Source organism: Nocardioides sp. P5_E3 (genome assembly GCF_054049275.1).
Window position 1 is genome coordinate 146,257 of record NZ_JBFUMR010000002.1, and the last position, 16,318, is coordinate 162,574.

The 16,318-nt window shown below is 74.7% G+C and carries 8 protein-coding genes; 4 read left to right on the forward strand and 4 right to left on the reverse strand.

Annotation, left to right across the window (positions count from 1 at the left end):
* Nucleotides 1-116: 116 nt before the first annotated feature.
* On the reverse strand, nucleotides 117-764 hold the full coding sequence (locus ACXJKB_RS01690; RefSeq protein ID WP_457184792.1) for a DUF1707 SHOCT-like domain-containing protein: 648 nt from the start codon (nucleotides 762-764) through the stop codon (nucleotides 117-119).
* A 174-nt stretch (nucleotides 765-938) separates the two neighbouring features.
* Between ACXJKB_RS01690 and ACXJKB_RS01695 the strand changes: the two genes are divergently transcribed.
* Nucleotides 939-3,860, forward strand: a complete 2,922-nt coding sequence (locus tag ACXJKB_RS01695) for an ATP-binding protein (RefSeq protein WP_457184794.1) — start codon at nucleotides 939-941, stop codon at nucleotides 3,858-3,860.
* A gap of 103 nt (nucleotides 3,861-3,963) precedes the next feature.
* On the opposite strand, the gene ACXJKB_RS01700 is transcribed toward ACXJKB_RS01695, so the two are convergent.
* On the reverse strand, nucleotides 3,964-4,239 hold the full coding sequence (locus ACXJKB_RS01700; protein ID WP_457184796.1) for a hypothetical protein: 276 nt from the start codon (nucleotides 4,237-4,239) through the stop codon (nucleotides 3,964-3,966).
* A 160-nt stretch (nucleotides 4,240-4,399) separates the two neighbouring features.
* On the opposite strand from ACXJKB_RS01700, the gene ACXJKB_RS01705 reads away from it, so the two are divergent.
* Entirely contained in the window at nucleotides 4,400-7,339 is a 2,940-nt protein-coding gene (locus ACXJKB_RS01705) for an ATP-binding protein (RefSeq protein ID WP_457184798.1), read from the forward strand.
* Nucleotides 7,340-7,399: 60 nt separating this feature from the next.
* On the forward strand, nucleotides 7,400-10,369 hold the full coding sequence (locus tag ACXJKB_RS01710) for an ATP-binding protein (RefSeq protein ID WP_457184800.1): 2,970 nt from the start codon (nucleotides 7,400-7,402) through the stop codon (nucleotides 10,367-10,369).
* A 9-nt stretch (nucleotides 10,370-10,378) separates the two neighbouring features.
* Here the strand turns inward: ACXJKB_RS01710 and ACXJKB_RS01715 are convergent, their stop codons facing one another.
* The gene (locus ACXJKB_RS01715; RefSeq protein ID WP_457184802.1) at nucleotides 10,379-12,073 is read right to left on the reverse strand and encodes a CapA family protein; all 1,695 of its coding nucleotides are present in this window, start codon (nucleotides 12,071-12,073) and stop codon (nucleotides 10,379-10,381) included.
* Between the two features lie 137 nt (nucleotides 12,074-12,210).
* Here ACXJKB_RS01715 and ACXJKB_RS01720 point away from each other — a divergent pair, with 137 nt between their 5' ends.
* On the forward strand, nucleotides 12,211-15,123 hold the full coding sequence (locus tag ACXJKB_RS01720; RefSeq protein WP_457184804.1) for an ATP-binding protein: 2,913 nt from the start codon (nucleotides 12,211-12,213) through the stop codon (nucleotides 15,121-15,123).
* Between the two features lie 4 nt (nucleotides 15,124-15,127).
* On the opposite strand, the gene ACXJKB_RS01725 is transcribed toward ACXJKB_RS01720, so the two are convergent.
* Complete coding sequence (locus tag ACXJKB_RS01725; protein ID WP_457184806.1) at nucleotides 15,128-16,243, reverse strand: NAD(P)-binding domain-containing protein; 1,116 nt, start codon at nucleotides 16,241-16,243, stop codon at nucleotides 15,128-15,130.
* Between the last annotated feature and the right edge of the window lie 75 nt (nucleotides 16,244-16,318).

The window sequence follows — 16,318 nt, forward strand, 5'->3', positions numbered from 1 at the left end:
TAGTGAAGTGACCCGGGTCACAGTAGGGCCCCGGGGTGGGCGCAGCAATCAGCGCCCGACCCGTGGTCGCGCCACGGCGGCGCGGGGTCGAGCGGAGCGGCAGGTCGCGCGTCTCGTCAGTAGGTGCCGAGGTACTTCTTCGGCGTGCCGGGCGCGGGCTGGCGCTGCACCGTGACCGACCCCATCAGGGCCATCCCGCGGATGCGCACGACCGGGGAGCCGGGGCCGACCTCGGCGGGCACCTTGTCCTTGGCCTGGCTGAACTCGCCCATGATCGGGGTGCCGTCCATGACCACGTGCATGTCGGCCGGGACGATCACCTTCACCTCGCCCATGATCGCGCTGGCGTTGAGGAGCGTCTCGTGGGCCGAGAGCTGCGCCTGGCGGAGGTCGATGACCACTCCACCCATCATCGCGAAGGCGCTGTGGTGCTCGGGCACCGACCAGACGCCCTGGCGCTTGCACTCGCTCATGATCGCGACGGACGAGTTGTGCCCGACCGCGGGCACCGCTGACGGCGTACGACGCACCGGCGGGCCGGTGGGTGGGGCGGCAGGGCCCGGCGCCTGCAGGTCGAGCGTGATCGGCACCAGCTCGCCGTAGGTCTTGGCCTGCCAGGTCAGCTCCATCCGCTCCTCGAGCTCGTCGAGGTCGATGCGGCCGTCCCCGGCAGCGTCGCGCAGCACGTCGGCGACGCGCTGGCGGTCTGCGTCGGAGATGCGCATCTGCGACGGGTCGTGCGGGCGGTTCTCGATCTCCCCCATGGCTCCAGCCTAGCGAGGAGCGGGAGTCCTCGCCCGTGACGGGCGTCAGGGGCGCCGACCGCAGGAGGTGGCGCCGCCCGGGGACGCCGGAAAATGCATGGACACGACGGCCCGTGCGTCGGATGGTGGAAGACGACGTCTCGGGGCACTGCACCAGCGGCCGTCGGAGGTGACATGGGCGCACTACCGAGCCCGGTCCTGCCACCGGGCGCCCACCAGGTCCTGGTCCGGGCCCTGCACGAGCTGCACCACGAGGCCGGCTGGCCCAGCCTCCGCTCGCTCGCACGCGACACCGGGGTCTCCCACACCACGGTCTCCAAGGCTTTCTCCAGCAGCGCCCTCCCGCCCTGGGGGACCGTGGAGCTCCTCGTCGAGGCGATGGGCGGCAGCCGCGCGGAGTTCCACGTTCTCTGGCTCGCCGCGTCGTCGTCGGACGACGACGACGCGCCTCCCCCACCGTCCCCGGGCATCGCTGGTCGCCGCACCGAGCTCGCCGTCGTGCGCGACCACCTGGACGGGGGCGGCGGCCTCCTGGTGGTCACCGGCGAGGCCGGCATCGGCAAGTCCACGCTCGTCGACGCGGCAGCGGCGCTCACCGACACCCGCGTGGCCGTCGGGCGCTGCCTTCCGTTCTCCACCGAGGTCCCGCTCATGCCGGTGGTGGAGCTGCTCCGGTCGATCCACGACGCGGACGACGGTCGGTGGATCGGCGAGGCGTTGTCCGACTGCCCGGCCTACGCACGTGAGGCGCTCGCCCGGCTCCTGCCCGAGCTGAGTGCCGCCGCGGCGTCGACCGACGACGTCGACTTCGCCCAGCAGCACCTGTACGCCGCCGTCGCGGCGGTGCTCGCCAGGCTCGCCGCGACGCGCCCCCTCGCCGTGGTGGTGGAGGACCTGCACGTGTCGGACGCGACCACCCTCGACCTGCTGGAGTACGTCCTGTCCCGCGACGTGGACGTGCCGATCACGGTGACGTGGCGCCTGGACGACCAGACGGTCCAGCGATGGCGCAGCGAGTGGCTCGCACGCGTGCAGGCACTGCCGGGAGTCCGCACGATGAGCCTGGGTCCGCTCACCCTGGCGGAGACGCGCGACCAGCTGCGACTGGCCGGGTGGCTCGACGGCACCACCAGCGACCGCGCCCGGCGGATCCACGAGCGGTCACGCGGGCACCCCCTCTTCACCGCGCACCTCGCCATCCAGGGAGACGACCCGACCCTCCCACCGGTGCTAGCCGACCTCCTGGACCGGCGCCTCGGCGACCTCTCACCCGACCAGGGCCGGGTGGCCACCGCGCTCGGCGTGGCCGACGGGCCGGTCGACGTCCGGCTGGTGACCGCCGCCACCGGCCTCGACGACCACGCTGTGCTCGACGCGTTGAGACACCTCGCAGCGCGGCACCTGGTGAGCGTGGGCGCCACGGACACGGTGCGACTGGCGCACCCACTCCTCGCCGACGCCGCTCGCCGACGGCTGCTCCCGGGCGAGGTACGCCGGCTCCACCGCACGTTCGCCGAGCTGCTCGGGCGCGACGGCGGCGCGGACCCGGCCGTGGTCGCCGAGCACTGGCGGCTCGCCGGTGGGACCACGGAGGAAGCCCGGTGGCGGGCCGCCGCTGCCCGTCAGGCACGCCGTCGCACCGACCCGCGCTCGGAGGCCGAGCACTGGTTGCGGATCCTCGAGCTGGGTCGCCAGCACGCCGTTTCGCCCGAGGGCCTGGTCACGGCGTGGCTGTCCGCGTTCGACGCCTTGCAGCTGTCGGGCCGGCTCGAGGCCTGTGCGGCCCTGGTCGACGAGGAGCAGCCCGACGTGGACGCGCTGCCCGACGAGCAGGCAGCGAGGGTGATCCGCCGCGCGGCGCAGGTCGCCTGGCTGGTCAAGGACGACCCCGAGGGGTCCGTCGTGCTGGCCGACCGCGCGCTCGACCGCCTGGCCGGGCACGCTGTCGGCCCCGACCTCGTCCGCGTCCTGGACCAGCGCGCGGACGCGTTGATGGACCTGGCCCGCTACGACGAGGCGACACGCGACCTGCAGAGCGCTCTCCACGCGTGCGCGGAGCTCGACGACGACGCGTTGTACCTCGAGACGGCCGCCACCCTGGGCTGGCTCGTGGGTCACCTCGGCGACCTCGCCGCGGCGCTCGACCTGTTCCGCCGGGCGCGCAGCCGGGTGGCCGGCACGGCCGGAGCGTGGCGGGAGGCCAACCTGGCGATGATGCACACCGATGTGCTCCTGCAGCACCACCGCCCGCCCGACGAGGTCGAGGAGGCCGCCCAACGGGTGCTCGACCTCGGGCGGGAGTGGCAGCTCGACTTCCACCTCCTCACGCTGGTGAAGGCCAACGTCGTCGAGGCCTACCTCGACGCGGGCCGGACCGGCGACGCCGCTGCCCGCCTGGTCGACGTGCCCCGGTCGCACAGCTACGACGACTGGCCGGGGCAGTGGGTCTCGGCGCGCCTCGACATCGTCCAGGGCCGTACGGACGACGCGATCAGGACCATGCGCGGACTGGTGAAGACCGGCGGGAGCACGCGCAACCGGCTGAACCGTGCGGTGTGGGAGGCCACGGCCCTGCTGTGGCAGGAGGAGCCGGCAGAGGCGTGGGGCGCCCTGCGCGACCCGCTCGAGGCGTTCCTCGACTCCCCCGGGATCGTCGACTACTGGATGGCGTTCCTGGTGCTCGCCCGTGCTGTGGCCGACATGCGGACCCCTCCGGGAGATCGCCCGTCCGACGAGGACACCGCGGCGCTCGAGGACCTGGAGGACCTGCGCCGAGGGGCCCGGCTCGACCCGCTCGACCCGCAGCGGTCCTCGGCAGGGGTCGCTGCCGGCGTGACCTGGGAGGCCGAGCTCGTCCGGGCCAGCGGCACCGACACGGTGGACCAGTGGTCACGCGCCGCGGTCGCCTGGGGCCACCTCGGCCGACCCCACGCGGCGGCGTACTGCCGCTGGCGCGCGGCGCAGGTCGCGCTCCGCGAGGGCCGCGGAGCCGTCGCCGAACGGCTGCTGCGGCGGGCCGCCGCCGACGCCCGTGAGCACGTCCCCCTGTCCAGGGTGATCGCGGAGTCGTCAGGGCGACGGGTGGGAGGCGACTGACGCAAGGATGGATCCCTGCCCCGGGAGGGGCAGGGATCCATCGGGCGGGCGCGGCCAAGGGACGAGGACCGGACGCCCCCCGACGGCGTCCGGTCTGCCACCTTCACAGGCCGTTGTCCCGGAAGTTCATCCGGTTGAGGCTCCGCCCCTGGTCCGGGCTGGGCTTGGGCGTTGCCCGCTTGCCGTACTCGTCACCGAACTCCTTGCGGTTGCCCGAGGCGTGGTCGGGGACGGTGGTCGTCTTGTCGGTCTTGTGCCGGTTGATGTTCTGGGCCGGCGGGTCGAGGTCGGCGCCACAGGCGGCGAACGTGGGCAGGACGACGGCCGCGACCGCACAGGCGGCGATGCGCCGGCGGACGGAATGGGTGTTGGTGTTCATGGTGTGTCCCTTCGTGGTGCCGGACCCGGATGGACCGGCCGTTCCTCCACGGTGGGACCGCCGCCACGACGGTTGACAAGGGTTGACAGACGCTGACACCCCGACCTCGAGCGGTCTGGACCACCCGCGGGTCGCACACCGGATCGGCGATCCTTGTCCGATGGGTGCGCTACCGCGACCCGAGGTGCCTCCCGGTCCCCACCGTGAGCTCGTCGACGTGCTCCACGACCTGCACCACCGAGCGGGCTGGCCCAGCCTGCGGAGGCTCGCCGAGCAGACCGGGGTCTCGCACACCACCGTCTCGAAGGCGCTGTCGTCGCCAGCTCTTCCCAGCTGGGGGACGGTCGAGCTGTTGGTCGAGGCGATGGGCGGCGACGTGCCGCAGGCGCGCGAGCTGTGGCTGGCTGCCTCGGCACCGTCGGGTGATCCCGGGACCGAGCGCGGTGCCACCCGCATCGCGGGCCGCGTCGCCGAGCTGAGGGTCGTACGACACCACCTCACGTCGGGCACCGGGCTGCTGCTGGTCACGGGCGAGGCAGGCATCGGCAAGTCGGCCCTCGTGGGTGCGGCGGCGGCCTCGACGGACGTCTTCGTCGCCGTCGGCCGCTGCCTGCACCTCTCCCGCGAGATGCCCCTCATGCCGGTGGCCGATGCCCTCCGGGCAGTGCTCGATCACGACGGGGGTCGGTGGCTTGCGGACGCGCTCGCGACCTGCCCCCGCTACGTCGCCACGTCTCTCGCGCGGTTGCTGCCCGAGCTGGAGGACGGCTCGGGAGCCCCGGCGACCGACGACCTCTGGGGCCTCGAGAGGCTCTTCGCGTCGGTGGTCAGCACGCTGCGCGCCCTGGACGGCGTGCGTCCCCTCGCGGTGCACCTCGAGGACTGTCACTGGGCCGACCGGAGCACCCTCGACCTGCTCACCCGCGTCACCAGCGGTCCGTCGCGTCCACCGGTCATCGCGACATGGCGCTCGGACGACCCGGACGTGTCGGACGCGCACACGGACTGGCTCAGCCGCGCTCGCTGGACGGCCGGGGTCGCTGCCGTCGACCTGCCACCGCTCACCCCGGCCGAGACGGTCGAGCAGTTGCGCCTGCTCACGGGCACCGGGGCGACCCACGACCTCGCCCGGCGGATCCACCCCCGCAGTCGGGGTCTACCGCTGTACACGGCGCAGCTCGCCGTGAGCCCGGACGACGACGCGCTACCCCGCGCCCTCGCCGACCTCCTCGACCGGCGTATCGGGGACCTCGACGACGTCTCGTGGCGAGCGGTGCGGGTGCTGGGGGTCGCTCAACGAGCGATGCCGCCTGCCATGCTCCGGGGCGCGACGGGACTGCCGCAGGACGCGATGGACGAGGCGTTGCACCTGCTGGCCGAGCGTCGCCTCCTCCGACCGGGCACGGCTGACGACGTGGAGCTCGCCCACCCCCTCTTCGTCGAGGCCGTCGCGCGACGGCTGGTGCCGGGCGAGGCCGCGGAGGTGCACGCACGCCTCGCCGAGGCAATGGACGGGGCGCCCACCGCCGAGCCGGCCGAGGTCGCCGATCACTGGATGGCTGCCGGACGCTCCGACCAGGAGGTCTCCGCGCGGGTAGATGCGGCCATCGCGGCAGGCGCCCGCTTCGCCTACGAGAAGGAGCTCGCAACGTGGCTGCGCGTCCTGGCCCTGTGGGACGAGGGCCACCAGCCCGGCGACGTCGACCTGTGGGAGGTGCTGGTGAGGGCGATCGACGCCGCCGTCGAGGCGGGTGAGGTCGAGACGGGCCACGACCTGGCCGGCCGCGCCGGTCGGCTGCGGCTCGAGGAGCTCCCCGTTCGGGCACGTGCGCAGGTCCTGCACCGGATCGGGTCCCAGCGCTACGAGGAGGGCGACGGCGCCGGGGCGGAGGCGCTGATGGAGCAGGCGATGCAGCTGCTCGAACCGCTGACGCCCTCGCCGGAGCTCTTCCGTTTGCTCGAGGACCGCACGGGGCTCCTCATCCAGATGGGGCGGCAGAGCGAGGCACTCGCCGCGCTCCGGCGGTCGGCCGAGCTCCTCGACGTCGCGGACGCCCGGTTCCGCCGGCGTCATCGGGCGTGGCTGGTCGGGAACGCCCGCCAGGCCGGTGGGGACGCCGACGCGGTGGTCGAGGAGGTGGTCGAGGAGGCCCTCCGGGCACTGCAGGACGACGAGAACCCGGACCCTGTCGCCGACCTGATGATCGCCGCCAACGCGACAGACGCGCTGCTCGGCACCTCTGCCTCGGCGGCGCGCGCCGAGGAGATCGCGCAGGCACCTCTCACCACCGCAGCCGCCTGGGACCTCGAGCTGTCCTACCCGGGCGTCCTCGTCCGCACCAACGTGTGCTGGGCGCACCTGCTCGAGGGCAACACCCGTTCGGCTCGCGCGTGGATCGAGCCGATCACGCGCTCGGGCCCGACCACCAACACCGCGTTCGCCCACGTCATGCTGGCGGCGGTCGAGCTGCGCGAGGGGCAGGTGTCCGCCGCCCTCCACCGCAGTCGGGCAGCCGACGAGCACATCCGCATCCACGACCAGAACTGGACGCAGTGCCTGCGCTGGGCGGCGGAGATCGAGCTCTGGGCGGGCCGGGCGTCCGACACGTGCACACGTCTCGCGGACGTGGTGACGCGCGACCTCGACGGCGAGCAGGTCGCCGCGGCTGCCCCGCTGCTCGTCGCGCTGGCCCGGGCCCATGCAGACGCCGCGGACGAGACTGCGGCACCCCCGGGGCTCCGACGAGCGGAGTCGACGTCCCTCCGCGCGATGCTGGCCAGCGCCTCGATCGACCCGTTCGGTCCGGGCGTCCCGGACGTCGCCACGACCGCCAACGCGCTGCGGTGGGAGGCAGAGCTGCGGCGGCTGGAGGATCGCACCACCGTGGACTGCTGGGCACGTGCTGCCGCCCCGTGGGACCGCCTGGGACGTCCGCACGAGTCCGCCTACTGCCGGTGGCGCGGCGCTCAGGTCGCTCTTCGCGACGGCCGCGGCACCGTGGCGATCCGGCTGGCAAGCCGGGCCCGCAAGGACGCCCGGCAGCACGTGCCACTCGCCGACGCGGCCGCCGCGACGCTCGACCACGCCGGGACCGCCTGACGGGATCTGGACAACCCCACACCGCGGGTCGATCCTGAGGATGAACCCCTGGGAGGGCCGATGGGCCTGCTGCACCAGCCCGAGCTCGAGCCCGGACCGCACCGCGACCTCGTCGACGCGCTGCACCGCCTGCACGACGAGGCAGGACGCCCCAGCCTCCGCGCCATCGCCCGCCGGGCGGGGTGCTCGCACACCACCGTGTACCACCTCTTCACGCACCCACGACTGCCCGCGTGGTCGCTCGTCGAGATGGTCGTGCCGGCGGTCGGGGGCGATCCGGCGGACTTCCGGGACCTCTGGCTCGCCGCGACGGCGGACGGCGCCCGGCACCTGCCCCCTCCCGCGCGGACCATCGCAGGCCGCCGCGCCGAGCTCCTCGTCGTACGCCGCCACCTCGAGGCAGGCGGCGGGCTGCTGGTCGTCACCGGCGAGCCCGGCATCGGCAAGACGACGCTGCTGGCCGCAGCGTCGCAGCAGGTGTCGACCTTCGTGGCCCGGGCCGGCGGGCTGCCGATCCTCGCCGACGCGCCCTTCGCGCTCGTGTCGGACGTGCTGCGCCGGGTCTGGCTCGACGACGGGGGCCGGTGGTTCGGGGAGGCGCTGGGCCGCTGCCCCGGGTTCGTGGCACCGGCGCTGTCCCGGATCCTGCCGGAGATCGGGCTGGCGGGTCGCGACGTGGAGGACCGGTTCGCGACCGCCCGCCTGTTCGCGGCCATCGAGTCCACCCTTGCCGCGCTGTCGTCGCTCCGTCCGCTGGCGCTCGTGCTCGAGGACCTGCACTGCTCCGATCCCAGCTCGCGCGGCTTCATCGAGCGGCACGTCGTCGGTGGCCGGGGCGTCCCGATCGTCGCCAGCCTGCGCAGCGGCGAGTCCGCGGAGGCCGACTACTGGTTGATGCGCGTGCGTCGCGAGGCCGCGCTGGTGCTCAACCTCGCGCCGCTGACCCACAAGGAGACCCGGGAGCAGCTGCGGCTGCTGATCGGTCCCCGGCTGCGACGCGGCGACGTCGAGCGCGTCCACGCGCAGGGCCGCGGGGTGCCGCTGTTCACCGAGGAGCTGGCGCGCTCGATGACCGCGGGCACGGAGCCGGAGCCGCTGGCCGACCTGCTCGCCCGGCAGCTCGACCACCTGAGCCCGAGCGCCAGGTCGGTGCTCCTCGTCGCGGCACTCGCCGACCGTCCCCTCCCCCCGCAGGTCGTCGCGGACGCGACGTCGATGGGCCGCGCCGAGCTCACCGACGCCCGGCGCGAGCTGGTGGCCCGGCACCTGCTCGCCGACCCCTACGCCGCGACGGACGTCACCGTCCGACATCCGCTGACGTCCGCCGCGGTGCGGGCCGGGGCCGTGCCGGGAGAGGCCGTACCGACCCACCGGAGGCTGGCTGCCGTCCTGGCCGCGATGGCGCACCCGACACCGGCCGAGGTCGCGGAGCACTGGCGCGGAGCCGGAGATCCTCGTGAGGAGCTGCCATGGCGGGTCGCTGCCGGACGGGCGGCCTGCGACGGGCTGTCCCGCGACGAGGAGGCCGTCCACTGGGAGCGCGCCCTGGCCCGCTGGCCCGCCGACGGCCCGCCCCCGGCCGACGCCGGGATCACCAGGTGCGAGCTCTTGCTGGAGCTCGTCCACGCCGCGATCGGCTCGGGGCGCCGCGAGCAGGCGAGGTCGTGGGTGGACGAGGCCCTGGCCCTCTCCCCCGCATCGCCCGGGCACGACCACGCCCGAGCGCTGCGCCGGGCCGGCCAGGCGCTCGCACAGGTCGACCCGGAGACGTCCGTGCGCCTCGCCGACGAGGCGATCGCCGTGCTCGACGCGCTCGGCRACCGCGACTCCCTGGTCCGGGCCATGGGCGACAAGTCGGGCGCCCTGCGAGGAGCCGGGCGCAACGACGAGGCCGACATCGTCATCGACCGGATGCTCGAGATCAGCGCCCGGCTCGACGATCCGGCGCTGCACCGCGACGCCCTGGTCGAGCGTGCCTGGCACGACATCGTCCTGGGGCGCACGGCCCACGGGCTGCGCGCGGCCCGGGAGGCCAGGACCATCCTCGTCGAGGACAACCCCTTCAGCGACGTCTGGCTCGGGACCTACCACACCGACCTGCTGCTGATGCTGTGCGCGCCGGCCGACGACGTGGCCGACGCCGCGGACCCCGGGCTGGCCGCCGTGCGCGATGCCGGGATCGACTCGTTCGTCCTCAGCACGATGCTCCTCTGCAACGTCGCCGAGGCCCGCCTGCACGCCGGGGCCACCGGAGCCGCGTCCCGCCTGGTCCGTCCGCGCACCAAGGACGAGCCCCGGCAGTCGACCCGCTTCCTGCACCTCACCCGCGCGTGGGTCCAGGTGGTGCACGGCGACCTGGAGGCGGCCGACCGCCGCCTGGAGGCGATCGCGGCCCTCGACTTCGGGGTCAGCGCGCACCGACAGGCGGTGGTGACCGTCCAGGCGCTGTGCGACCTGTGGCGCGGCCTGCCGGCGCAGGCCCTCGACCGGATCGGCGACGGCACCGCCGGCGAGACGGCCACCTCCTGGTCGCCCTACACCGGATCGCTGCTGTGCCTCGCCGCCCGCGCGGGGGCCGACGTGGCCGAGGCCGATCCCGCCCGCCGTGCCGTCCTCGCCGCCCGACTCTCGGACTGGCAGCGCCAGTGGTCCACCGACCCGTTGGCCCCGGAGGCAGCCCACGCCGCCGCCCCGGCGACCCGCAGCACGTGGCGCGCCGAGCTCGCCCGGCTCCACGGCGTCGCGCAGCTGCAGCACTGGATCGGGGCGGCCGAGCAGTGGGACCTCGTCGGTCGCCCGCACGAGGCGGCGTACTCCCGCTGGCGCGCGGGAGAGCTCGCTCTGCACGAGGGCCGCGACATGCTCGCCCGCCGGCTGCTGCGCCGTGCCCACGCGCAGGCACGCGGGCACGTGCCGCTCCTCGGCGTGGTCGACCGGTCCCGCGCGGTGGTGCCGGACGCGGTCTCCTCGGCTGCCCCCGGGAGGGCCGAGGGTCCCGAAGCGCGGGCGGCCGTCCGGGAGCGCGGCTGAGTCCCTGGCTCAGCGTCCCCGCGGCGCGGCGACGTGCTGGTAGTCCTTCGTCGACACCCAGGCGCCGCCCCACTCCCAGCCGATGCGCGAGAACGCCGCCACCGGGATGTCGCCGGCGCGGACGACTCCGGGCCGCGCGGGTGCCGACCGGTCCCGGTCGATCCCGACGAACGGCAGGCCGGCCGGAGGGGCGGTGCGTCCCGGCGTGACGTAAGGGTTCTGCACGGGGTTGATGTCGATCGCCGCACCGTAGGCGTGCTGCGACCAGCTGCGCTGGCCCGCGACCCGGCGACAGTTGAAGCCGGAGGTGTTGTTGGCCGCCATGGAGCGGTCGTCGTCGGCCCCGTAGTCGTCCACGAGCCGCATCCGGGCGATCGGGAAGCCGGCGTCGTACAGGCGCCCGAACGCGTCGGCCACCTGCCGCGCCCACCGCCGGTGGACGACCAGCTCGCCGGTCCGCGCCCGGCCGTCGAAGTCGCGGTGGGTCAACCGCAGGTGGCGCAGGTAGCGGAGCGGGACGGGACAGCCGGGTCGGTGGCTGCGGCGCATCCGGTCGGCGAGGCTCGCGTCGATGCGGCTCACCGACGAGCCGTACGCCGGGTCGTCGGCCTGCGCGCCACCGCGGTCGGCGGCCAGTCCGGTGCAGCGGTGCCGGGCGCGCCAGTCGGCCACGGCACGGCTGCGCGCGGCTCCCGTGACCGGGACCGGCCGTCCGTCGGCCGGCGAGATCCTGGCCGGCGTCCACGACTTCCGGACGGCTCCCCCGGCGTCGAGCGTGACCGACAGGACCCCCGTCCGGGACTGGCGGGCGTGGTACCAGACGAAGTTGCCCAGCCCGTAGGCCACCACCGCGTCGCCGGCCCATCCCCCGCCACCGAGGACGTGGGAGTGGCTGCCCACCACGACGTCCGCCCCGGCGTCGGCGAGGTCACGCGCGAGCAGTCGCTGCGACTGCGTCGGGCAGGACTGGTACTCGCGGCCCCAGTGCACGTAGACCACGACGAGCTGGTCGCGCGCCGACGCCGCCTCGACCGCGGCGACCAGCCCCGCGGCCTTGCTGCCCCGCGCAGACGCCGTACCGACAGTCCCGGTGCTCGCGGACCACACGTCGCTGGCTCCCTCGCGCTGGACGCCGTCGGCGGCGAGGAACGCGAGCTCCAGGTCGCCGACCTCGACCACGTGGGGGTCGTACGCCGCCTCGCCGCGGCCCGCGCCGACCATCGCGACGCCACGCTCCTGACCGGCGGCCAGCGTGTCCTGCAGGCCGGCTGCGCCGTAGTCGCCCGCGTGGTTGTTGGCCACGCTCACCACGTCGACGCCGGCGTCGGCCAGCACGTCGACGGCGGCGGGTCGGGTGCGGAACCAGTACCGGTCGCCGGCGTTCTCGAGCTCCTTGGGGTCGCGCTGCTCGCTCCGTGTCACCGGCGTCTCGAGGTTGACCATCGCGACGTCGGCGGCGCGCAGCGTGCGGGCGATGGGCCCCAACCCGCCGGGACGGTCCAGCAGCCGACCCGCGCGGCCCTCGAAGTGAACGTCGCCGCCGAAGGCCAGGGTCACCTGCCCGTCCCGGGCCGGCGGTGTCGTCGAGGTGCTGCCGACACCCGGGTCGGCCGGCGGCTCGTCGGTGGGTGAGGGCGAGGTGCAGGCGGACACGACCAGCGCGCAGGCGACGAGTGCCGCGAGGTGCCGAGCCCGTCCCTCCATCCCCCGATTGTGCCGGGGGACCGGTGGAGCCCTTGTCCGGACCGTGGACGTCGGCCTGCTGTGGCCGGCAATGCCGTGGACACAACCTCCTGACGGACCGATCCTTGAGGCACGGCCCGGGCAGAGGGAGGTCTCGTGTGAGCGCGCTTCCCCGCCCCGACCTGCCTCCGGGCCCCCACCGGCGGCTGGTCCACGAGCTGCACGAGCTGCACCACGACGACGGGTGGCGGAGCCTCCGCGCGCTCGCGCGCGAGGCCGGTGTGTCGCACACGACCGTCTCCAAGGTCTTCTCCTCCCCCGCGCTCCCGACCTGGGGCACCGTCGAGCTCATGGTCGAGGCCATGGGCGGTGACACGCACCGCTTCCACGGCCTCTGGCTCGACGCGAGCACGCCCGGGCGTGATGACCGGGACCCGGACGTCCGCATCGCCGGCCGACGGGACGAGCTCGACGTCGTGCGCCGGCACCTCGAGGCCGGGGACGGCCTGCTCCTCGTCAGCGGCGAGGCCGGGATGGGCAAGACCACCCTGATCGAAGCCGCGTGCGCCGAGGTGCGCGGCGCCGTCCTGCTGGCGCTCGGTCGATGCCTGCCGTTCTCGACCGAGGTTCCGCTGCTTCCTGTGGCCGAGGCCCTGCGGCACGTGGCTCGCGCCGAGGACGGAGGGCTCGTGGCGGCCGCGCTGGAGAGGTGTCCGGCCTACGTCCGCGAGGCCGTGTCCGCGGTGCTGCCCGAGTGGTCGACCGACGCGCCGGTGACGGACCCGGACGACCGGTGGCTGCGGCAGCGCCTGTTCGCGGCGGTCGCCGAGCTGTGCCGGGCACTGTCCACGGAGCAGCCCTTCGCGCTGGTGCTGGAGGACCTCCACTGGGCCGACGACCTGACCCTGGACCTCGTCGAGCACCTGCTTCGCCACGGGGAGGCGACGATCCTGGGGTCGTGGCGGACCGACGACCCCGAGGTCTCGGAGGGTCACCGTGACTGGCTCGGTCGATTGCGGCGGGACGCCGAGCTGCTGCCGCTGGACCCGCTGACCGCGGACGAGACGCAGCAGCAGCTCCGGCTCCTCAGACCCGAGGCATCCGCCCAGGACGCGGCACGGATCCACAGACGCAGCCGTGGCCAGCCCCTGTTCACCGAGCAGCTGGCCCACGCCGAGGCCGGTGAGCCCACCTACCTCGACGACCTGCTGGACGAGCGGGTCCGTCACCTGTCCGGACCGACGTGGGCGGTCGCGTCCGTGCTCGGGGTCGCGGACCGGCCGCTCGAGGCCGCGGACATCGCACGGGCCGGCGAGGTCGAGCCCGAGCAGCTCACCGCCGTCCTGCGCGATCTGCACGCTCAACGACTCATTGACGTCGTCCCAGCCGGCCTGCAGCTGCGTCACCCGCTGCTCGCCGAGGCAGTGCGTCGTCGTCTGCTCCCGGGTGAGGCGGCCGCATTCCACCGCGCCGTGGCGAGGGTCCTGGCCGCGGCCGAGGACGTCGAGCCCGCCGAGGTGGCCCGGCACTGGCAGCGCGCCGGGGAGCACGAGGAGGAGCTCGTCTGGCAGGTGGGGGCCGCTCGCGCGGCAGCCGAGCGCTACTCCGGCCTGCAGGCGGCCGCCCACTGGCGCCGCGCGCTGGCTCTGTGGCCGTCAGGTGCTGCGGAGGCGGGCGAGCCTCCGGTGCGCCGGCACGAGGTGGTCGCCGGCATCGCCACCCAGCTCGACCTCGCCGGCAGGCCACGCGATGCCGCGCCCGTGCTCGAGGCAGAGCTCGCGTTGCCGGACCCACCACACCTGTACGACGTCGCGGAACGAGCCGACCTCCTGCGCCAGCTGGCCCGGCTCAACTCGTCACAGTTCGTCGGCGGATCGCTCGGCCTGCAGATGATCGAGCACGCCATCGACCTCTACCGCACGCTCGGCCCAACACCGGGGCTCGCCACGGCACTCACGTGGAAGGGCACCGAGCTCGAGTGGGGCGGTCGGCGCACCGAGGCGACCGATGTCCTGACCGAGGCCGCCGCCATGGCGGCCGGGACCGGGGACCGCCTGCTCGAACGCTCGGTCCTCGCCCAGTGGGCCTGGCAGCTGGCGGCATCCGGAGACGCGGGGAGCGTCGACGAGATCGACCGGATCACCCGCACGTTCGGCCGGGACGAGAGTCCACTCAGGAACCTGTGGGTCGCCGTCCGTCACACGGACATCCTGCTGATGGCCTGCCGGCCCGCGGAGGACGTCGCGCGCGCTGCGCGACCTGCCCTGGACCAGGCCGCGAGGTGGCAGATCACGGGCGGGCACGCCGACATCCTGAAGAGCAACGTCGCCCAGGCATGGCGGCGCGCAGGAAAGGTCGGACGCGCGATGGAGGTCGTCGGCGACGAGACCCGGGCCGAGGCGCCCGGGCTCTCGTCCTTCCTCCACGTCGATCGCGCCATCCTCGAGGTGCTCCAGGGTCACGAGGACGCCGCGCGGGGTCGCGTCGACCACCTCGCCGCGGGCGGGCAGGAGGTGGCCGACAGCTTCAAGCTCGAGGCACATCTCTACTACGCGATCTGGATGGGCGACCCCGCGGAGGCCCTGGAGCTGACGAAGGTGGTCCTGGGCGCCCGGCACGACGAGGTGTCTCCGGGCACGGCAGGGGACATCCTGGTGCTCACCGCGGCAGCGGCAGCGGATGCCGCGGCCACCAGCCGGCCCTCGGACCGGCTCCGCGTGCGCCGCGAGCTCGACGAGCTCCACGACGCCCTGCACCACGATCCGTTCACGCCGGACGCCGTCCTCGCCGACCGGGCATGCCTGCCGCAGTGGGAGGCGGAGACGCAGCGGCTGCTCGGGGACGACACGGTCGAGGTGTGGTTGGACGCCGCCACGACGTGGCAGGACCTCGACCGACCGCACGACACGACGTACTGCCAGTGGCGAGCGGCCGGGGCCGCCCTTCGCGACGGCCGCGGCACGGTCGCAGCGGGCCTGCTCAGACAAGCAGCGAGGCAGGCCCGCGAGCACGTCCCGCTCGCGCAGGCGATCGCCCGCACCGCGTCCGCCACCGGAGGACGGCCGGGGTAGAGCTTCAGGCCGCCCGCGCGGCGAGGTGTCGCGACACCGCGAGGGCGGCCTGTCGACCCGCGCGCGAGGCGCCGACCGTGCTGGCCGAGGGGCCGTAGCCCACGAGCTGCACGCGCGGGTCGGCCACGGCCGTGGTCGCGCCCTGCACGTTGCCGGGCACCGGGACGAGGGCGATGCCGCCCTGCGGGGAGCGCAGGCCGAGTGGCGCGAGGTGCTCGACGGCGGGACGGAAGCCGGTGGCCCAGAGGATCACGTCGACCGGTTCGAAGCGGCCGTCGGACCACCGCACGCCGTGGGGCTCGATCCGTTCGAACATCGGGAGGCGCCGCTCGTAGGCGCCCAGCCGGGCCGCCTCCTGCTCCTGGGGACGCAGCGCCAGGCCGGTGACGCTGACGACGCTCGCCGGCGGCAGCCCCTGTCGTACGCGCTCCTCGACGGCGGTGACCGCGGCGAGGCCGGCGGCGGAGTCGAAGTCGTCGTCGCGCCACACCGGCGGGCGGCGGGTCACCCACAGCGTGTCGGTGACGGGGGCGAGCTCGCCGATGAACTGCACCGCGGAGGCGCCGCCGCCGACGACGAGCACGCGCTTGCCGCGGAAGTGCTCGGCGCCCGGGTAGCCGGCCGTGTGGAGCTGTTCGCCGACGAACGACGCGATGCCCGGGTAGTGCGGCACGAACGGGCGCGTCCAGGTGCCGGTCGCGTTCACCAACGTCCGGGTGCGCCAGACCCGGTCGCCCGCGCGCACGACGAGGAGGCCGCCCTCGCTCTCGACGCGGTCGACCTGCACCGGGCGCACGACGGGGAGGTGGTGCCACCGCTCGTAGCCGTCGAAGTAGTCGGGCACGACCAGGTTGGCCGCCCGGTCGCTGCCGTCGGGGGCGGTGGACGCCGGCAGGTCGGCCACCCCGTGGACGTCGCCCATGCTGAGTGACGCCCACCGGTGCTGCCACGCCCCGCCGGGACCGGGATTGGCGTCGAGGACGAGGTGGTCGATTCCCCGCTGGCGCAGGAAGTACGACGCCGCGAGACCGGCCTGCCCCGCGCCGATCACGACCGAGTCGAGCACGGAATCGAGGACGGAGTCCAGCACGGGGTCGGGCGCTGCCTCGTGGACCTTCACGTCGCCTGCAACACCCGAGCGCGGGGTCCTATGCCCGCTGGCCCCTGTGCTCCGCGCCTCGCGCGTGGCAGCCTC